Below are 20,112 nucleotides of genomic sequence, written 5' to 3' on the forward strand. Positions count from 1 at the left end.
CCACACCTTCTATATGCGAACAACTTTACTACGCAGCTTCCTACTACTGCTTTTTCTGGTCGGGCTGGCCGCGGCCCCGGCGGCGGCATCCCACCTGGTGGGCGGGGAAATGAATTATAAATATCTGGATGCCAATGGCTCGGCGGCCACGCCCTTCCGCTACCGGATTACGGTGCTGCTCTATATCAACTGGGAGTGTACCAACTCGACGGACCTTTCCAACGTGCCGGACGGGCGTTGCAATATCTTCGTCAACATCTATAACAAGCAGAACAGCAGCCGCATCAACAGCGGGCAGGCCGCGCAGGGCTTCAACTGCAACCAGGTGACCTGCGCCGGCCGGCCCGCCCAGGTCGATAACCAGCCCCAGGGCTCGTTCCGGCTGCCGCGCATCTCAAACCCCTCCATTACCCCTCCCCTACCCGGGGGCTGCACCCTGCCCGGCGGCCCGCCGCCGCCCGTGCGCCTGTGCCGCTACGAAGCCATTGTGGAACTGCCCACGTCCGCCAGCGGCTACTACGTGGTGTATACTGATGGCACGCGCAACCGCTCCATCAACAACCTGCTGCAGCCCGACAACCAGAACCAGACCATTTACGTGGACATGGCGCCCGCGCTGCTGCCCAACAACTCGCCGACTTTCTCGGATACGGCCGTGGTGGTTATCTGCCAGGGAGACACCAGCATTGTGGTCAACAACGCGGTAGACCTGGATGGGGACCGGCTCATTTACAGCTTTAGCACGCCCTACAACATTACGGGTGCCATCGGCGGGCCACCTACTACCACTTTTACCCCTCCACCACCCAGCGTGACCTACATTTCGGGCTATTCGGCCACGGCGCCGTTTGGACCTGGGGCGGGCAATTACGCCTTTCTCAACGCCAGCAACGGCCTGAGCCGCTACGCCACTGCCCAGCAGGGCCGTTTCGTGGTGGCCGTCGAAGTCAAGGAATTCCGCCGAATCAACGGCAACGAGGTGTTGATTGGCTCTACCAGGCGCGAAATCCAGCTGGTTTCCCGAACCTGCCAACCCAACCAGGCCCCGCAGTTTACGGCGGCCACGCTGGCCAACAAGGTCTTTACCATTGAGGAAGGCGAAACCCTGAACTTTACCCTGGCCGCCACCGACCCCGATGGCAACCCCATCAACCTGAAAGTAAACAGCGTGCTGCTGGACGGCGCCGGGGCCTTCGACGCTAGCTTTAACGGGAACCAGGGCGTAGTGCAACCGGGTAACCCTACCGGCAGCGCGACGGTGACGGGCAACGGCGGCAGCGTCAGCGGCCTGTTCAGCTTCAACTCCCGCTGCGGCAACAGCCGGAGTACGCTCTACGACGTGGTGGTGACGGCCACCGACCAGGCCTGCGGAGCCAAAAGCGTGGCCGACGTTTTTCAGATTCGGGTAAACCGCGCCGCCGGCCCTACCGGCATTGAGGGCGACATCACCATTTGTGACCAAGGCCAGGCCAGTACCTATACCGCTTCGGGGCCCACGCCGGCTTCCTACCTGTGGAAAGTGCGGGGCGGCGCTATTCAGGGTTCCAACTCCGGCCGCTCGGTGCAGGTGCGCTGGAATACCACCGGCGCCGGCCGGATTACCCTGCAAGGCGTTTCGGCCCTGGGCTGCGCCACCGACTCGGTGTTCCGGCAAGTCGACATCCGGCCGGGCAGCGCCCTGGCCGTGACGCCCACCAGCGCCGCTATCTGCCCGGGCTCCTCGACTACGCTAACGGCCAGCGGCGCCTCTTCCTATACCTGGACCGGCGGCAACCAGTCCGCTACCGGGCCTACCATCACCGTGGCGCCCACCCAAACCACGACCTACACCGTGACCAGCACCGACGGCGTGTGTACCACCGCGCGGCAGGTAACGGTGACGGTAAACCCAGCGGCGGTGGCCAACGCCGGCGCCGACGTGGCCGCTTGCTCGGGCGAGGCCAAGACGCTGGGCTCGGCGGCCTTGACGGGCTATACCTACCAGTGGAGCCCGGCTACCGGGCTAAGCAGCGCTACCGCCGCCCAGCCCACATTTCAACTCCCCAACACTGGTACTACGGCCCAGCAGCTGACCTATACCCTCACCGCCACTACGGCCCAGGGCTGCACCGCTACCGACGTGGTAGTCGTGACCTTGAATCCGGCGGCCGTGGCCAATGCGGGCACCAACAAAACCATCTGCTCGGGCGGCTCGGCGGTGCTTGGGTCCGCGGCCGACGGTTTGTCGGGCCGGACCTACCAGTGGAGTCCGGTTACCGGGCTGGACAACCCAACTTCTTTGTCGCCCACGGTTACGCTAACCAACACCGGAACTGCACCGCAGACTATACGCTACACCCTGACGGTTACGACCAATCAGCTGTGCTCAACCTCGGCTTTTGTGGATGTGACGGTAAACCCGGCGGCCGTGGCCAACGCCGGCGCCGACGTGGCCGCTTGCTCGGGCGAGGCCAAGACGCTGGGCTCGGCGGCCTTGACGGGCTATACTTACCAGTGGAGCCCGGCTACCGGCCTAAGCACCACTACCGCCGCCCAGCCTACATTCCAACTCCCCAACCCCGGCACCACGGCCCAGCAGCTGACCTATACGCTCACCGCTACCACGGCCGAAGGCTGCACGGCCACCGATGTGGTAGTGGTAACGCTGAACCCGGCGGCCGTAGCTGACGCCGGTACCAACAAAACCTTCTGCTCGGGCGGCTCGGCAATACTCGGCAATGCGGCCAGCGCCGTCGCTGGCAGCACGTATCTGTGGAGCCCGGCCACCGGCCTGAGTAGCACCTCGGCCGTGGCGCCCACTGTCACGCTGACCAACACGACTTCGGCTCCTATTACCACGACCTACACCCTGCGCGTGACCACCAACCAGGGTTGTACCGATACCAAAACCGTAACGGTGACGGTAAACCCGGCAGCCGTGGCCAACGCCGGTGCCGACGTGGCCGCTTGCTCGGGCGAGGCCAAGACGCTGGGCTCGGCGGCCTTGACGGGCTATACCTACCAGTGGAACCCGGCTACCGGGCTAAGCAGCGCTACCGCCGCCCAGCCCACATTTCAACTCCCCAACACTGGTACTACGGCCCAGCAGCTGACCTATACCCTCACCGCTACCACGGCCCAGGGCTGCACCGCTACCGACATAGTAGTTGTGACTCTGAATCCGGCCGCCGTGGCCAATGCCGGTGCTGATGCCGCACGCTGCGACGGGCAGAAAGTAACGCTGGGCACCCCGGCGCTGGCGGGCTATACCTACCAGTGGGCCCCGGCTACCGGCCTGAGCAATGCCGCAGCGGCCCGCCCCGAGCTGACGGCCGTCAATACAACCCAGAGCCCGATTACCCTGACCTACACCGTCACGGCTACGACGGCGGCCGGCTGCACCCAGACCGACCAGGTAGTGGTAACCGTTAATCCCCGCCCGCTCATCGACAACATCCGGGGCGCGGCCTCCGTCTGCCCTACCATTCAGGGCGTGGTGTATAGCATCCAGAACCCACGCAGCACCGAGTACCGCTGGACCGTGGTGGGCGGCACTATCACCAGCGGCGACGGGACGGCCAGCATTACCGTCAACTGGGGCGCGGCCAACGCCAATGCCAGCGTGCGGGCCTTTGCCCGCAACCAGTTTCAGTGCGACTCCGACCCGGTGACCTTCCCGGTGGTTATCAATCAGCGCCTGGATACTGAAACGCCCCAGGGCCCCACCAGCGTGTGCTTAGCTGACGGCCCGTACACCTACTCGGTGGCTCCTACCACGGGCTCTATCTACGCCTGGCAGATTACCGGGGGCACCCAGATCAGCACCGGCCCCGGCACGGTGCAGGTGCAGTGGAACGGTCCGGGTACCGGCACTATCACAGTAACAGAAACCAGCAACCCCCAGGGCGGCCCCATCACCTGCTTCGGTCAGAGCCAGGCTCTAAGCGTGACCATTCTGCCTTCGCCCGCCGCCAACCTGGCTATTGCCGGCCCCGACCGTTTCTGTTTGAGCGGCACCTTCACGCTGCCGGGGGCGCCTACTTCCTCCTATGTCTTTACCGTGGATGGGGCACCAGTAGTCAGCCCCAACAACACGGTAACTATTTCTGTGAGCCCGCCCGGCACGTATACTCTCACGGCTCAGGAAACCAATACCAGCGGCTGCGCCGGCCCCATTTACACCAAGCAGTTCATTGTCGACCCGCTGCCCGTAGCCAAAGCCATTACCGGCCCCACCAGCATCTGCCCCGGCCCCACGGGCTTTGCCGATCAGCAGTACTCGGTGCCAAATTCGCCGGGCTCGACCTTCAACTGGGTTGTAACCGACGGCAGCATCGTGAGCGGCAACGGCACCAACACGGTTACCGTCCGCTTCCCGGCTGGCAGCCAGGCCCGCACCATCGCCCTGACTGAAGTCAGCAGCTTCGGCTGCGAAGGGCCCCGCACGACGCTCACCGTGCGCCCTGATAACGTGAGCATCGCCCTGCGCTCGGCTTCGGTATTGCCCGGCGACCGGTCCGTGAGCCTGAGCTTGGCCGTGCCCAACAACGCGGGCAACGCCAACCAGATCCGGGTGCTGCGGCGCGACGCCGGCTCCGCCGGGGCCTTTACCACGGTAAGCACGGCGGTTCCCAATACTTCCACCGGCTTCACCGACCCCAGCGCCGACGCCGACGCCCGGGCCTACGACTACCGCGTGGAACTGCTCAACAACTGCGGCGCCCTGCTGGCCAGTCAGGAGCACACCACCATCTTCACGACCGCCACCGCTACCGAGGGCAGTAAGGACGGCCGCCAGGAAGGCCGCGTGAAGGTGAGCTGGACAGCCTACAAGGGCTTCGCGGTTAAGGAATACCAGCTGCTGCGTGCCGCCGGTACCGGCGCTGCCCAAGTGGTAGCCACCGTACCGGGCACTACGCTGGAATATGAATTCCCCAGCAGCTCGGCCGGCTTCGACCAGTGCTTCCGGGTACTGGCCGTGAGTGCCGACAACTCGGCCGCCCTGACGTCCTCCTCCAACGATGCCTGCGTCAACTTCACCAACGACCTGGTATTCTACAACGTCATTACTCCCAACAATGATGGTGTGAACGATGCCTTCTTCGTGCGCAACCTGGGCCTGTACGCGGGCTACTCGATGAGCTTTTTCAACCGCTGGGGTAAGGAAGTGTACAAGTCCACGAGCTACACCAACGACTGGAAGGCCGAGCAGCAGCCCGCCGGCGTGTACTACTACCTGCTTAAGCTGGAAAACGGCAAGTCGTACAAGGGCTGGTTTGAGGTGGTCAAGTAAGGCAACAGCCTATGCCACCTTCGCAAAAGGCTGCCCGGTTGGGCGGCCTTTTTTGCGTTTATCACGCACCGGTCCGCCTACGCCTTGCTGCGGACATAGTGATGTCCGCCCCCGGACATTACTATGTCCGGCTTATGACATGCCGGGGTTTAGGGTGTGACATACCTATGTCACAGCCGTGACATAGGTATGTCACGTTGCCGAGCTTGGCATGACAGTAGCGCAAACTGTGTAGTTCGCGTGCTCCGCGCCGTTAGGAGTTGTTCTGGTACGCGAACTACACAGTTCGCGCTATTGACCGATGATCGACACTCTTGCCCAACAGTTTTAAAATCGTCCCGTCGATTTAGGGAAGGCGGCCCGATTTGGCCCCGCCCCGGGGCCGTCCACAAAATCCGACTAATCCGCAAAATCCGTCCTAATCCGTGGTTACCTTTGCCCTCGTGAGGAAATCGAAAAAATACCCGGCGGAAACGCTCCGCGAAATTGAAATCACCGACATGGTGGCCGAGGGCAAATGCCTGGTGCGGCACAACAACTTAGTCATCTTCGTGACGGGCGTGGCCCCCGGCGACGTGGTGGATTTGCGCATCACCCGCGCCAAAAAGAGCTTCCTGGAAGCCGTACCCACCCACTTCCATAAGTACTCCGACCTGCGCGTGGAGCCCTTCTGCCAGCACTTCGGCACCTGCGGGGGCTGCAAGTGGCAGCACCTGGGCTACGACACCCAGCTCAAGTTCAAGCAGCAGCAGGTGCAGGACAACCTGCAGCGCATCGGCAAGGTGGCCCTGCCCGAGTTGGAGCCCATTCAGCACTCCCCGGCCCTGCAGTACTACCGCAACAAGCTCGAATACACCTTCAGCCACAACGGCTGGCTAACCAACGAGCAGATTCAGGCCGGCGAGCAGATCGAGCGGCGGGTGCTGGGCTTCCACACCCCGGCCCGCTTCGACAAAATCATCGACGTGCAGCACTGCTGGCTGCAACCCAACCCCTCGAACCAGATCCGGCTGGCCATCCGCAACTACGCCCTGGAGCACGACTTGCCCTTCAACAACCTCGTAACCCAGGAAGGCTTCCTGCGCAACCTCATCATCCGCACGGCCAACACCGGCGACCTGATGGTGATTCTGCAGTGCTACTACGCCCACGAGGCCCTGTTCCCGCTGCTGGATTTCGTGCAGGAGAAGTTTCCCGAAATCACCTCGCTCAACTACGTGCTCAACAACAAGGGCAACGAAACCTTCCACGACCTGGACGTGGTCTGCTACAAGGGCGAGCCCCATATTCACGAGCAGATGGAGGATTTGCGCTTCCGGGTGGGGCCCAAGTCGTTCTACCAGACCAACTCCGAGGGGGCCTATAACCTGTATAAGCTCACCCGCGAGTTTGCCCAGCTCACCGGCTCCGAGCTGGTGTACGACCTCTACACCGGCGCCGGCACCATTGCCAACTTCGTAGCCCGCCAGGCCCGGCACGTGGTGGGCGTGGAGTACGTGGAGTCGGCGGTAAAAGACGCCTACATCAACTCCGAAATCAACGGCGTAACCAACACCGAGTTCTACGCCGGCGACATGAAGGACGTGCTCAACGCCGAGTTCATCCAGAAGCACGGCCGCCCCGACGTGGTCATCACCGACCCGCCCCGGGCCGGCATGCACCCCGACGTGGTAGCCCGCCTGCTCGAAATGCGCGCCCCCCGCATCGTCTACGTCAGCTGCAACCCCGCCACCCAGGCCCGGGACCTGGAAATGCTCGACGAGGCGTATTCGGTAACCCGCGTGCGGCCGGTGGACATGTTCCCCCACACCCACCACGTGGAAAATGTGGTGCTGCTAGAGTTGAAGTAAGCTATGTGTTACCCCGAGCAAAGTGAATAAACACACCACGACTGATACCCTGGCTGCCCTGGACTTTACAGAACCGCCCGTGCTGCAGAACATAATGTTTGCTGGGGATGGTGGCACTGTAGCACTTGCGCTCCGCGACGGTAGCTCGAAGCTGTTCAGCATTTATTTCTGGCAGACGGTATTTCTGGAGAAGCGTGCCCATAACAACACCCCTGGCAGCTTCACGCTGGATGGGCAGGAGGTTGCTATTCGCTCGGCTGCTGAAGCAACCCTCTTAGCTGCTTTAAAGAAAATGGACCTTAGCCAAAGGGACATAAGCGAGCAGGAGATAATACAGGAGCGAATTGCCTTTGTCGAATCCCCCGAATACCTGCACATTGCGGCCCTGATGGGCCGGATGTAGAACCAGCATACCTCTTTATTCAATGGACTACGCCAACGACCCCGAACTGAACGGCAAATACCTCGGTACCATCTCCAAGGATTTTGCCATGGTTTCCGACACCATTATGGAAGCTTCTTCCCAGGTGCGGAAGATGGACATTTCGAAATACCCGATTTTCATCTTCGCCAAGCGCGAAATTCCCCTGGGCAGCCTGTTGGTCAATGCCGACGAGGCCAACCTGGAGTGGCACGTGTTTGCCTCCTACCTGGAGCTGTTCGTGCAGCAGGGCATCGTGGGCCAGGAGGGCATCGAAGCCTTCGAGCAGACCTACAAAGACCCCAACGAGTACTGCTGCCTCTTCGTGCTCGACGAAGACTTTACCAACTTCGTCTTCATTCCCTACCCGAAGATTAAGCAGTAGTCACCCCTGCAGTGGCAGAAGGTCATGTTGAGCAAGGCTTGGCATGACCTTCTTTTTTATGGCCTCTCCTGTTCTGCTTGGGCTTGCTGTTGGCCAGGTATGTCCAAAGCCTGAATCTCCTGGTATATCTGCCGGGTTTCCGACACGGATAGCCCCAGGGACTCTCCATAGGTAAGAATGGCCCCGGCAAACAGCTCCAACTCCGTGCGGGACTTGCCCGACTGTACATCTAGCTGCAGGGAAGTGGGGGTATGGTAGGGAAAGGTGGCAGCTTTTTGAAAAGTTTGCTCGATGAGGTCCGCGGGCAGAGCAATGCCTTTGGCCTGGGCAATGGCCTGGATTTCCAGCATCAGACTTTGGGCCCGGGCGCGCAGGGCCGGATCTTCAAGAACTTGTCCAATCGAGCGGTTGTAGCGGGCCGACACCAGCCCAAAGCTGGCAATAAAGAAGAACTTGATCCAGATGGCCGGGAAGGCATCGGCCTGGTACTCCAGGTTGATGCCGGCCCCGGTCAGAATCCGCAGCAGCGGCCGGGGGTCAAGGCCGGGGTGCTGGGGGTCTTGGCCCACGATGATACGGCCCGGGTTGCCGCGGTGCTCTACCACGCCGACGTCGTGCAGGTGGGAAGCCACGTACACGCAGGCGGGCAAAACAATAGCCTGCGGCAGGGGGCAACGAATCCGGTCATAAATGTCGACTCCATTCATCAGGGGCAGAATTACTGCCCCGGTGGGCAGGGCCGTTTGCAGCTGCCGGCACAACGCCTCCAGGTCGTACTCCTTTACGCACAAGAGCAGCAAATCCACAGCGCCCAATTCGGCCACGGTTTCGACCACCCGCGCCGGGTGGGCCACAGCATCCGGATGCTCGGGGGAAAGCAGCATCAGGCCCCGCGCCTGCACGGCGGCAAAGGTGGCGCCCCGGGCCACGAACGTGACACGAGCGGCAGCCGAGGCAGCGTAATGCTGGGCCAGCTTAAAGCCAAAATAGCCGCCGACTCCACCGAGCCCGACGACGGCGAGTTCGGTTGTTTTCTGCTGAAAGGTCATAGGGACACTGAAAAAGGGGGAAGAAAATTGGCTTTGAAGCCAGTAGAGCAGCTCGTAATTACTCCCATTCATTCACCAGCATGCTGCGGCAAGCCACTTGGTAGAAGGCACTCCGTGGAGTGAGTGCACAAAGCTAGAGCGGGTATTGATGCAGTCCAATGCCCATAATGCGGCGACTGATGCGTTTCTTGCATCAATGAACCTGGACCAGATACGCTACTTTTTACTCCTGGCCGACAAGCAGCATTTCTGGCAGACCGCCGAGCAGCTTGAGCTTAGTCAGTCGGCGTTGAGCCGGCATATTCAGCGTCTGGAGGCAGAGCTGGGCTTCAGTCTGTTTGAGCGCACCCCGCGGCAGGTGCGTCTCACGGCAGCTGGGCAGCTGCTGCGCACCGAGTGGGGGCGCTTGCTCGGGGAGCTCGACGCCGTGCACCGCCACGCCCGGCAGGTCAGCACCGGGGAGGTGGGCAGTCTGCGCATTGGTCATATTGGGGCGGCAGCTTACGGGTGGCTGCCGCGGCTGCTGGCCCGCTTCACGGCACAGTACCCCTTGGTTCAGCTCGACTTGCTCGAAGTCAGCGCCACCGAGTCGGAGCACCCGCTGCTAACGTATCAGGTCGACGTGGGCTTCTGGCGCGAGCCGGCTACCAATCCTGCCCTCGTCTCGGAGCCCGTTTTTGCCGAGCAGCTGGCCTTAGTAGTGCCCCAGCAGCACTGGGCGCGGGCCGAAACGTTTACGTCCCTAGCCGCCCTGCGCGAGGAGTTCTTCGTGCTGCCGGCGCTAACGGGCCCCTCAGCCTACGTCCGGACGCTGCGGGAGCTGTTTGACCAGTACGGGTTTCAGCCCCGGGGCACCGTCACGTCCGACTTTGGCTCCACGATGCTGCACTTGGTGGCGGCCGGCTTGGGCGTTTCGGTGCTGCCGCTGTCGTACGCCAGCAGCCCGCTGCCGGGGTTGCGCTTTATCGAGCTACCTCATCAGTCGGCTGTGTATTCGGTGTGGCGGCGCGCAGACGGCTCCGCCGTGCTTAGGCACCTGCTGGCTCAGGCCCGGGCCTTGGCGCTGGAATAGCAATTGGCCTAGTAAGGACCGCCAACCCGGCACAATTCACGGTAGCAGCGCTTGGCGTAACTTTAACTTTCCGCTGTTATTCACCACCTTCCACGCGCCTTTCCCCTTCCTGCTCATGCGCCTCGCCCACCTGCCCGCTGTTCTACCCGTGTTGCTCTTAAGCTGTTCCTCGGCGCCTTCCACCGCCGAAGAAACCAGCCGCTTCTCGCCCACTCCGGAGTTTAGCCGGTACTGGCAGCAAGGCAAGGCCGAGCTAACCAGCTACACCCTGGAGCAGGCCCGCTACGGCGAAATGCGCCCAGGTGAGGCCGTGCTGGTGTTTGTCACGGAAGATTTGTCGCGGGCCAAGCAGGTGAAGCTGGACAACCCCTCAGCCACGCCTAAGGACGCCCTGCCGGTGCTCAAGCTGAATCTGAGCGAGAAGTTCCTGACCGGCATCTACCCCTACTCTATCCTCACCTCGGCTTTCACCCCGCTTGACCCGAAGCTGAGTACCGTCAAGGTAAGCACCTCAGTACAGGAATGGTGCGGCAACGCTTTTACCCAGCTCAACCAACGCGGCTCGGGTTACGCTTTGTCGCAGAAGTCCTACTTTGAATCGGAGGGCGACGTGGAAAGCAAGCTGGGTCCGGCCCTGCTGGAAGACGGCCTCTGGAACCAGATTCGCCTGCACCCGGTGGCCTTGCCGGTGGGCAAGCAGCAGCTGATTCCGAGCACCATCTACTGCCGCCTGCAACACCAGCCCTTACGCCCCACCGCCGCCACGCTTAGCCTGACCGACGCACCGGCCGGCCGGTTTGGCTCGGTTCCGGCCCGGGCCTATACCATCACCTACCCCGCCCCGCTGGACCGCACGCTGGTTATTTACTTCACCCCAGCCTTCCCGCACACCATCCTGGGTTGGGAAGAAACCTACCCCGACCGGGCCGGCACCACCCAACCCGTGCGCCTGACGACCCGGGCCACCCGCCGCAAAACCATCCTGCTCGACTACTGGCGCACCCACAGCAACGCCGACCTGCGCTGGCGCGACTCGCTGGGCTTAAGCCGTTAAAACGAAAAAAGGCCACCCTGCACGGGTGGCCTTTTTCGGGAGCGGGTTTAGGTGGCAGGAGAGTTACGCGGGCTTTATCCGCCACAACAGCCACCCGGCGCAAACGGCCACTACAAGCAGAGAAGCTGATTTTTGCTGGCGCTTCTGCCGCAGCTTAGTAATGGTAACCTCCTCAGGCCACATGATATGGCCCGTACGGGGGTCATACACAACCAACATAGTGTCGCCCGGAGTAATACTAGTGTACTCGGCTCCGGAAACTGGCAGGAACTTCAGGTTGCCGTTCAGCAAGAATCCAACCGCGCGCCGCTTACGACCGGACTCCAGCTTGGCAACCGGGACCTGAAGTGTCTGCCCGTTTTTCAGTAGCTGCTCAACGTATTCGACTTCTTCGGCGCCACTGATACTCAAGCCCAGAAAAAACAGCAGGGCCAGCACTAACCCGAACGTCTTCACGCATCAGGCTTAGAAATGCTGCCAGCCCTGGGCGCGCAACGGAATCGGCTGGCCCTGCTTGGTGACCAGGTTTACCCCGTCACTGGCTTCGGTCATGTGCCCGAGGATGGTGATGTCGGGATGGTTCTTGATTTTGTCGTGGTCCTTGAGCGAAATGGTGAAGAGCAGTTCATAGTCCTCGCCGCCGTTGAGCATGCACATGATGGGGTCGAGCTGGAACTCGTCGGCCACTTCCAGCATAGGATTGGCGGCGGGCAGATTTTCGGAAAACACCCGCGCCCCGGTGCCCGAGGCTTTACATAGGTGCAGCACTTCCGAGGCCAGCCCGTCCGATACGTCAATCATACTGGTGGGCACCACGCCCAGGTCGCGCAGTTCGTGTACCACGTCCATGCGAGCCTCGGGGCGCAACTGCCGCTGCAACACGTAAGGGTATCTGCTCAACTCGGGCTGCATGTCGGGGTCGGCGGTCCAGGCGGCTTTTTCGCGCTCCAGCACCTGTAGGCCCAGAAACGCTCCGCCCAGGTCGCCGGTTACGCAAATCAGGTCGTTGGGCTGGGCCCCGCTGCGGCGCACGGCTTGGCCGTGGGCTACCTGCCCCATGGCGGTGATACTGATGGTTAAGCCGCCGCGGCTGGCGGTGGTGTCGCCGCCCACCAAGTCCACGTTATACGCCTCGCAGGCCAGGCGCATGCCTTCGTAGAGCTCATCAATGGCCTCTACCGAGTAGCGGCTGCCGATGGCCAGCCCCACCACAATTTGGGTGGGCGTAGCGTTCATGGCGGCAATGTCCGACACGTTGACGGCCACGGCCTTGTAGCCCACGTGCTTGAGCGGGCAGAACGTTAAGTCAAAATGCACGCCTTCGACCAGCAGATCGGTGCTGACCACGAGGTCGTGGCCGGCTTCGGGGGCCAGAATGGCCGCGTCGTCGCCGATGCCGAGGCTGGTGCTGGGCTGGCGCAGGGTCACGGTTTCCTGAATCCGGCGAATCAGGCCAAATTCTCCAAGGTTTTCCAGGGGGGTGATGTCACTCATAGCGGGCAAAAGTACGGCGGCGAATGGATAGAATGCTGCTCCTGGTACGGATTTGCCACGGGCCGCGCCGAGAACCCGCTTTTGGCAGTAGCAACCTAATCTGCCCCCCGAAGTTTTGCCGACTTTGCACTACGATTTTGACGATGCCGAAAAAGCAGAGCAAAAGCAGCATCACTTTGCTTTACCTTTTTACAAGAAGCCAAAAAGGTAAAGCAAGTCTGCAAACCAGCTCACGGCAGACTCCAGATTCTATTTCGCCACCCACGGAATATTTTGGCGGATTTTAACGTTTTTGCCGCTATGAAACTCTATCTCCCCATGGCGTTGCTCGTGCTGCTGAGCAACCTGAACTCCTGCAAAACCGACCGTTCCAACAAAACCGTGGACCCTACTTCGCCCGCCGCGGCCAAGGCCCAGCTCGACGTGCTCCAGGACTCGGTGCAGGCCCGCTGGAGCCGCATGACAGCCAGCGACGATGCCAAGATGAAGGCCACTGGCCAGGTACTGCAAGCCCTGGAAAAGCAGCCCGGCGCCGATAAGGCCCAGCTTAAGGCTCTGGCCCGGGCCAACGACCGGCTCCGCAGCCGCCGCTACGACCAGCAAACCATGAGCGTTTCCGCGCAAATTGATGCCTACGATACCGCGCAGGACTCGGTGCTGCACGCCCTCTATAACTTCGCCCAGCCCGCCGCCGGCCAACCCGATACCACTGTGCAGCAACTCACCAACGACATCCAAACCGCCGACGGGCAGGTGGTCGGCTACCGCGTCAACTACGACCGGGCCGCCAAGCAGTTCAACAACTACCTGCAGCTGCACCAGGAGGCCCTGGGCAAGCTCGGCGGCAAGTACAGCAAGCTGCAACCCCTGCCGCTGTTTGAGCTGAAAGAGTAGTTAATTATTGGTTGTTAGTTTTTAGATCTGTCATCCTAAGCGGCGTGACGCGGAGTGAAGGACTTTCCTCGTCTAGCCCATTACAGCTCCTGCCAACGTAAAAAGCCCTTTACCACGCTGGTGGTAAAGGGCTTTTTACGTTTACTCAACCTTGTGCCTGAAAGAAGGAAGGTTCCTCATTCCGCGTCATTCCGCTTAGGATGACAGCCGTAAAAAAGTCGCTCTAACTCTACAGCTTAGCCATTTCCTCGCGTACAAAGTCGGCCAGGGTGCGCAGGTATTCGGTGCTGAAGTCGAAGCGGATACCGGCGGCGGCGTAGATTTCGCCGATGGGCGCGGTGTAGCCCAAGGCCAGAGCGCGCTTGTAAGCTTCGAGGCCTTGCTGCGGGTTTTGGCGGAAGTTGCGCCACACGGCAATGGCCCCGAGCTGAGCCATGGCATACTCAATGTAGTAGAACGGCACTTCGTAGAGGTGCAGCTGCTTCTGCCACAGGTAGGGCTTGTAGTTTTCCAGGCCCTTCCAGCTCACGGTGCGCTGGTTGAACTCATCGAACGTCTTGGTCCACTGGGCGTGGCGCTCGGCCTCGGTGTGCTCGGGATGTTCGTACACCCAGTGCTGGAACTTGTCGATGGTGGCCACCCAGGGGAAGGTTTCCAGTACGCTTTCCAGGTGGGTTTGCTTGGCCCGGCGCAGCTCGTCGGCATCGGGGAAGAACAAGTCCCACTGGTCCATCGAAATCAGTTCCATGCTCATCGACGCCAGCTCAGCTACCTCGGACGGCGGGTGCTTGTCAGCCGACAGCGGCAGGGAGCGGGTCAAAAAGGAATGGACTGCGTGGCCGCCCTCGTGCAGCATCGTAATGACGTCGCGCAACGAGGACGTGGCATTCATAAAGATAAAGGGCACACCGGTTTCGTCCAGCGGGTAGTTGTAGCCGCCCGGCGCCTTGCCCTTGCGCGACTCCAAATCGAGGTGGCCCATCTGGCGCATGGTTTTCAGGCAGTCGCCCAAGTAGGGGTCGAGGCGCTCGAAAACGGTGATGGTCTTATCGAGCAGCTCGGCACCGGTTTCGAAGGGGCGCAGCGGGGCTTTGCCGGTCACGTCTACGTCGAGGTCCCAGGGGCGCAGCTCGGGCAGACCCAGATCCTGCCGCCGCTCCAAATCGAGGTCGTCAATCAGGGGCACCACAGTTTCGCGAATAGCGCGGTGGAAGGCAAAGCAGTCCTCGGCGGTATAGTCGAAGCGGCCCAGGGCGGCAAACATATAGTCGCGGAAGTTGGCAAAGTCCGCGTTGCGAGCCATGCGGTGGCGTAGCGTTACAAGCTCCGTAAAGAGCTTGTCCAGGGGTTTAGAATCCTGAAGGCGGCGCTGCTGCACGGCCCGGTAGGCGTCTTCGCGCACGGCCCGGTCGGGGTTCTTGAGCCGGTCGGAGGCCCGGGGCAAGGTCATTTCTTCCCCATCGAGCGTGACGGTCATCGCACCCACGGTGGCGGCATACTGCTGCTGCTTGGTGCTGATTTCGGTTTTGAGCGGAATATTTTCGGGCCGGTAGATTTCCAGGGCCTGCCGCACCGAGCGCACAAAAATGCGGTAGCGCTGCGGGTCGAGGCCGTCGAGAAACTCCGAGCTTATCATTTTCTCGTTGAGAGCGTGGTCGTAGGGCGCCACGTTAGGCTCAATCTCGCTGACAAAGTACTGAAACGAGTCGGCCCGCTCCTGGTCTTGGGTGTCGCAGGTCATGCGGATGTAGCGCCAGGCGAGGTCTTCGCTCAGTACGCTTTCCAGCTCGCTGCGGTCGAGCAGCCAGCGCTCCAGCTCCGGGGCCGAGCTAATCGGCCGGTCGCGTAGTTCTAAAAAATACGGCTCAAGTGATTCCCAGTCGGTTACGGAGAAAGACTCGGGCAAATACTGACGCGGCGGGCGCTGCGTATCAGTGGCCGAAGCGAGGGCTGGTTCGGGGCGGTATTCATCATGAATAGCAAGATACGTCGGTAGACGAAACGAATGTAAGCTAAACTTTAAACAGCTTTAGCCAGGGCAGCTGGCCCGAAAAATCAGCGTCTGAATTCCCGGCCCGGTGCGCAACCTTGTTTCTACGGTAGGTTCGGGCAAGTCGTTGACTTGTTTCGACCACAAAATGCGGTAAAGTTTAACCGGGCCGTTCAAGAAATGTTAGGACGCTACCCAAGCCCGGAATACAACGCCCTGTTGAGCTGACCGAAGTATTCGGCAGCCGGCCGATGCTACCCTATGGGTCATTTTTTATTTGGCACACACGCAGTGAAGGACCTTACCACCGCTGAACGACTTAGTTCTCGCGTGATAAGGTCCTTCACAAAGTTTGGGATGACCAGTACTACTTAGCCTAATCGACTTCGATGACCACGTCGTCGGTGACGGGGTGGCCGACGCAGATTAGCACGTACCCCTGCTTCATTTCCGAATCCGACAGGCCTTCGCGCTCATCCAGATGCACTTTGCCCGAGAGGCACTTACCGCGGCAGGCGGTGCAGAGGCCGGCTTGGCAGCTGTAGGGCAGGTCGATGTCCTGGTCGAGGGCGGCTTCCAGAATAGTCTGGCTGGGCTTTACCTCGATTTCGTACTCGGCGCCCTCGTAGTGAATTGTGACGGTGCGGGCCGTGATTTTATCGTCGGCCGCATCCGATACGTCGCCGTGTCCGGAGGGCTGGCCGGCCGCGGCTTCGATGGTTTCGGCGGCAGCCACGAAACTCTCGCGCTGAATACGGGCTGCGGGCACGCCGAGCAAGTCGAGGGCGGCGCGGGCTTCGGTCATCAGGCCTTCGGGGCCACAGAGGTAGTATTCGGCCTGCTGGGCCGGAAACTGGTGGCGCTGCTCGAGAATGCGCAGCAGCATGGTGCGGTTGAGGCGGCCGGTGTGGCGGTGGCCCGAAGTAGGGCTAGTGGGCTGGCTGAACACGTGCTCCACTTGCAATCGGCCGCCGGCCTGGACTTCGAGTTGCTGGAGCTGCTGGCGGAAAATCACCGATTCCTCGTTTCGGTTGCCGTACACGAGCAGTACGTGGCTCCGGGGCTCGTCGCGCACGACGGCTTTGAGGATGGACATGAGCGGGGTGATGCCGCTGCCGGCCCCCACCAGCACGATGCTGCGGGCGGCCTGGGGACTGGTTTTCAGGGTAAAGTTGCCCAGCGGGGCCATTACCTCGAGCTGCTGGCCCACCTTCACCGTATCGAGCAGGTAGTTGCTGACCAGGCCGCCGGTTACCCGTTTTACGGTCACCGAGAGGCGCGGAGCCTCCGAGGGCGTGCTGCTGAGCGAGTAGGCCCGGCGCTCTTTTTTACCGCCGGGGCCGCAGGGCAGAATCAAAGTCAGGAACTGGCCGGGCTCACACGCCACGGGCTGGCGGTCGGGCCGTTCGAGGTGAATGGTAGCGGCATCGGGGGTCTCGTGGGTGATTTCCACGACGTTAAGCATCAGGTACGGGCTGCTCATCGGGGGTACTGCTTCGGGGATTGGAGAGGAAAAACCAGGATAAACCGGGGCTTTTCGGCCACGGGCGTGCAAAGTACGGTAAATGGGGCGGCTTGGTCGGCATGCGCGAAGGGTTTAGCTTGCGCCCGTCCTACCTCCTCTTTCTGAATTAACGATTTTGCTTATGTCTGGTTTTGACCTCGCCGCCCTGCTCGAACGCCACCAGCACGAGTTCGGCCCCGTGCTGCCCGTCGACCTGAACGCCCCGGAAGTGGCCCGTCTCGATTTTACGGCAGCCAACCCCACCCTAGCCACCGCCGACCTGCGCGACACCGAGGCTTTCGAAAGGTTAGTGGCCCAGCTGCTGGAAGAGCAAAACGCCTTGATTGGCGTGGGTGGCTACCTCGAAAACCGTGTTATCTACCGCCGCAGCCCCGGCTTGTTCGGCGACCCGGCCGTGCCTGCCCGCTCCCTGCACCTGGGCGTCGATGTGTGGCTGCGGGCCGGGACACCGGTGCTGGCTCCGCTGGAAGCGGTGGTGCACAGCGTGGCCGACAACGACAACTTCGGCGATTACGGGCCCACCGTCATTTTGCAGCATGAACTTGAAGGCACTACGTTCTACACGCTCTACGGCCATCTAGGTCGGGCCGAAGTGGCCCTGCTACGAGCCGGCATGACGCTGGAAAAAGGTGAGAAGTTTGCCGAAGTTGGCCCCCATCCTGAAAACGGCGACTGGCCGCCCCACCTCCATTTCCAGGTTATTGCCAATATGCTGGGCCGGGAAGGCGACTTTCCCGGCGTGGCATTGCCCGGGGAGCGGGAACAGTGGGCCCAGCTTTGCCCCGACCCGAACCTGATTCTGCAAGCGTCGGTATTGCAGTAGCCCGCCGCGCATCCCATCAATAACGCTAGGCTAGGCGGGTGCCCGACCTAAATTTGCCTCTTGCACGCATGATTCACCTTGTTCTGTCGGCTATCCTGGTGCTAGGCCGCTTCATGGCCGATGCACCGGCTTATAAAACGTACCACAACGCCCGCTTTGGCTTCAGCATCGACTACCCGGTTACGCTACAGCCCCAGCCCGAAGCCGACAACGGCGACGGGCGGCGCTTCGTCTCTGCCGATGGGCAGACCAGCCTTGCGGCTTACGCGGGCTATGACGTGCTGGATGGGGGCCTCGCGCAATACCGGCAGCTGGCGCGGCGGCATTGGCAAGAGAAAAAGGCGACTCTGGCACTCGACCAGAAGCTGACTACCGGTTTCGTCTTGTCCGGGAGGCTGGGCCGGGACATTTTCTACGAGAAAACGGTGTTGCGAGCTGGCACCCTGACCACGTTCGTGTGGCAATACCCGGCAGCCCGGAAAGAGGCGATGGATGCTGTCATTCTACATACCATTCGCAGCTTTCAACCCAGCTCCACCGGCAGTCAATAAAGCCCACCCTATTTCGGCCAACCAGCCAGCCTAAAAAACCGCGCCGCCTGCCCGTCTTTTGGACCAGCAGGCGGCGCGGTTTTAACCGTTTTATGCCCGCTGCACCTGGGGCTTGAGCGAGGTCAGGTCGGCAATGCGCACGGGCTGCCCGCTGTCGATGCTCTTGCGGGCGGCAATACCGACGAGCACGGCCAGGGCACCGTCGCGGCTGCGGGCGGCCTGGCGGAACGGATCCTGGCCGGTGGGGCTGAAAATCTGCTTGCGCAGGCGCACATCGCCGCCGCCGTGGCCTTCCTCCGTATTCGGAATCTGGATTAGCTCGCGCTTGCCGAAGTTGGTCGTGAGCTGAATCTCATCGAACCGCTCGGCTTCCCAGGGCTGCTTTTCCTTGATCCAGGCGTCGATTTTGCCCTTGGTACCATTAAAGGAAATCCGGTAGCCCTCGTAGGGCGAGTACGTGGTAAGCGAGTAGCTGACCTGCACGTTGTTGGCGTACTTGATTTGCACGGCCATCTTGTCGAAGATGTCGACGTCTTCGCGCCATACGCAGCCGTCGCGGTGGTAACCGTCGTACTTTTCGTTATCGACGTAGAGTTTGGTCAGGCGCTCATCCTTGGTGATGTCCCAGTAAAACTGGCACTTATCCTTGTGTGGGCAGGGCCGGCAGTGGGTGTGGCGGAAGCTGTTGTTTTTGCCGTAGAAATTCAGCTGCCCGTTGCCGTATACCGATTCCGGGTCGGAGTCGAGCCACCAGTTGAGCAAGTCGAAATGGTGGGAGGCCTTGTGCACGAGCAAGGAGCCGCTGTTTTCGCGGCGGCGGTGCCAGCGCCGGAAGTAGTCGGCCCCGTGGTACACATCGAGGTACCAGTGAAAGTCGGCCGAGGTGACGGTACCGATAACGCCGCTACGCAGCAGCTCATAGATTTTCTGGCGGTGGGGTGAGTAGCGGTAGTTGAAGGTCACCATGACGGTTTTGCCGGTGCGGCGCTCGGCATCCAGAATAGCCTGGCACTTCTTCTCGTCGGTAGTCATGGGCTTCTCCGTGACGATATTGGCCCCGTACTCCATGCCTTTGATAATGAACTCGTCGTGGGTAGAATCCACAGTGGTTACGATGAGCAGCTCGGGCTTGGTCTGCTTCATCATCTGGTCGAAGTTGGTGAAGGTGGGGCAATTGACGCCCAACATTTTCTTGCCGGTGGCCAAGCGGCCGGGGTTGATGTCGCACAACCCCACGAATTCAATCTGGTCACCAAACTCCTTGAGCACCGACGTGCCCCACATGCCCAGGCCGCGGTGGCCGGTGCCCACCATAGCCACGCGTTTGCGGGGGCCAGCCAGGGCCGAGGCCAGCACGTTGTCGGTAAGCAAGGTACCGGCCAGGGCTGTGCCGGTAGTTTGAATAAAGGTTCTGCGATGCATGGGAATTGAAGGGTTAGAAAGGACGAGCAAACGGGCGTCAGCCCAGCAGCTTTTCACCTACCCGCGCCGCAGGTAGTCAGCCGTTTAGCCGGTGGCGGGTTGACCTTCTTAAGCTGGCAGGATTCCCCCTGAGTTTGAAGCAAAACCGCGTTTTTATCTGCGCAAACGTTCCCGGCAACGTTGTCAGCCGCAACGGAGCTACTGGCAAAACCCGGAGCGCGCAACCACTGACAGCACTTCCCGCCTTGGCTGGCAGCTAATTGACCCGCTGGGCAAAACCAAACGGAGCTGTACTTTCGCGGCGGCCCGC

The 20,112-nt window shown here is 61.2% G+C and carries 15 protein-coding genes; 9 read left to right on the forward strand and 6 right to left on the reverse strand.

Annotated features, from left to right (window positions below):
* Window positions 1-13 precede the first annotated feature (13 nt).
* The 4 genes from MUN80_RS21835 (at window position 14) to MUN80_RS21850 (ending at window position 7,928) form a co-directional block, all read left to right on the forward strand.
* Entirely contained in the window at window positions 14-5,272 is a 5,259-nt protein-coding gene (locus MUN80_RS21835; RefSeq protein WP_244716326.1) for a PKD-like domain-containing protein, read from the forward strand.
* A 443-nt stretch (window positions 5,273-5,715) separates the two neighbouring features.
* The gene (rlmD, locus tag MUN80_RS21840; RefSeq protein ID WP_262922025.1) at window positions 5,716-7,122 is read left to right on the forward strand and encodes a 23S rRNA (uracil(1939)-C(5))-methyltransferase RlmD; all 1,407 of its coding nucleotides are present in this window, start codon (window positions 5,716-5,718) and stop codon (window positions 7,120-7,122) included.
* A 22-nt stretch (window positions 7,123-7,144) separates the two neighbouring features.
* The gene (locus MUN80_RS21845) at window positions 7,145-7,525 is read left to right on the forward strand and encodes a hypothetical protein (protein ID WP_244716328.1); all 381 of its coding nucleotides are present in this window, start codon (window positions 7,145-7,147) and stop codon (window positions 7,523-7,525) included.
* A 22-nt stretch (window positions 7,526-7,547) separates the two neighbouring features.
* On the forward strand, window positions 7,548-7,928 hold the full coding sequence (locus MUN80_RS21850) for a hypothetical protein (protein WP_244716330.1): 381 nt from the start codon (window positions 7,548-7,550) through the stop codon (window positions 7,926-7,928).
* 56 nt (window positions 7,929-7,984) lie between these two features.
* On the opposite strand, the gene MUN80_RS21855 is transcribed toward MUN80_RS21850, so the two are convergent.
* Window positions 7,985-8,977 (reverse strand): ketopantoate reductase family protein, encoded by a 993-nt coding sequence (locus MUN80_RS21855; protein WP_244716332.1) that lies wholly within the window; start codon window positions 8,975-8,977, stop codon window positions 7,985-7,987.
* A gap of 196 nt (window positions 8,978-9,173) precedes the next feature.
* Between MUN80_RS21855 and MUN80_RS21860 the strand changes: the two genes are divergently transcribed.
* Window positions 9,174-10,049: a LysR family transcriptional regulator gene (locus tag MUN80_RS21860; protein ID WP_244716334.1), complete on the forward strand. Its 876-nt coding sequence runs from the start codon at window positions 9,174-9,176 to the stop codon at window positions 10,047-10,049.
* Window positions 10,050-10,164: 115 nt separating this feature from the next.
* Window positions 10,165-11,103, forward strand: coding sequence for a hypothetical protein (locus MUN80_RS21865; RefSeq protein ID WP_244716336.1), 939 nt, complete (start codon window positions 10,165-10,167; stop codon window positions 11,101-11,103).
* Between the two features lie 63 nt (window positions 11,104-11,166).
* Here MUN80_RS21865 and MUN80_RS21870 read toward each other — a convergent pair whose 3' ends face one another.
* Complete coding sequence (locus tag MUN80_RS21870; protein ID WP_244716338.1) at window positions 11,167-11,559, reverse strand: hypothetical protein; 393 nt, start codon at window positions 11,557-11,559, stop codon at window positions 11,167-11,169.
* Between the two features lie 9 nt (window positions 11,560-11,568).
* Window positions 11,569-12,597 carry a thiamine-phosphate kinase gene (thiL, locus tag MUN80_RS21875; protein WP_244716340.1) on the reverse strand — a complete coding sequence of 343 codons (1,029 nt, stop codon included), beginning with the start codon at window positions 12,595-12,597 and terminating at the stop codon, window positions 11,569-11,571.
* A 300-nt stretch (window positions 12,598-12,897) separates the two neighbouring features.
* On the opposite strand from thiL, the gene MUN80_RS21880 reads away from it, so the two are divergent.
* Entirely contained in the window at window positions 12,898-13,491 is a 594-nt protein-coding gene (locus tag MUN80_RS21880; protein ID WP_244716342.1) for a hypothetical protein, read from the forward strand.
* Window positions 13,492-13,720: 229 nt separating this feature from the next.
* On the opposite strand, the gene MUN80_RS21885 is transcribed toward MUN80_RS21880, so the two are convergent.
* Both MUN80_RS21885 and MUN80_RS21890 read right to left on the reverse strand, forming a co-directional pair.
* A complete protein-coding gene (locus tag MUN80_RS21885; RefSeq protein WP_244716344.1) occupies window positions 13,721-15,397 on the reverse strand; it encodes a M3 family oligoendopeptidase in 1,677 nt (558 codons plus the stop codon).
* Between the two features lie 460 nt (window positions 15,398-15,857).
* A complete protein-coding gene (locus MUN80_RS21890; protein ID WP_375373968.1) occupies window positions 15,858-16,946 on the reverse strand; it encodes a 2Fe-2S iron-sulfur cluster-binding protein in 1,089 nt (362 codons plus the stop codon).
* A gap of 181 nt (window positions 16,947-17,127) precedes the next feature.
* Here MUN80_RS21890 and MUN80_RS21895 point away from each other — a divergent pair, with 181 nt between their 5' ends.
* Window positions 17,128-17,829 carry a peptidoglycan DD-metalloendopeptidase family protein gene (locus tag MUN80_RS21895; protein WP_244716348.1) on the forward strand — a complete coding sequence of 234 codons (702 nt, stop codon included), beginning with the start codon at window positions 17,128-17,130 and terminating at the stop codon, window positions 17,827-17,829.
* 68 nt (window positions 17,830-17,897) lie between these two features.
* A complete protein-coding gene (locus MUN80_RS21900; RefSeq protein ID WP_244716350.1) occupies window positions 17,898-18,380 on the forward strand; it encodes a hypothetical protein in 483 nt (160 codons plus the stop codon).
* A gap of 90 nt (window positions 18,381-18,470) precedes the next feature.
* Here MUN80_RS21900 and MUN80_RS21905 read toward each other — a convergent pair whose 3' ends face one another.
* Window positions 18,471-19,802 carry a Gfo/Idh/MocA family protein gene (locus MUN80_RS21905; protein ID WP_244716352.1) on the reverse strand — a complete coding sequence of 444 codons (1,332 nt, stop codon included), beginning with the start codon at window positions 19,800-19,802 and terminating at the stop codon, window positions 18,471-18,473.
* Window positions 19,803-20,112: the final 310 nt, after the last annotated feature.

It is taken from the genome of Hymenobacter cellulosivorans (genome assembly GCF_022919135.1).
GTDB lineage: Bacteria > Bacteroidota > Bacteroidia > Cytophagales > Hymenobacteraceae > Hymenobacter > Hymenobacter cellulosivorans.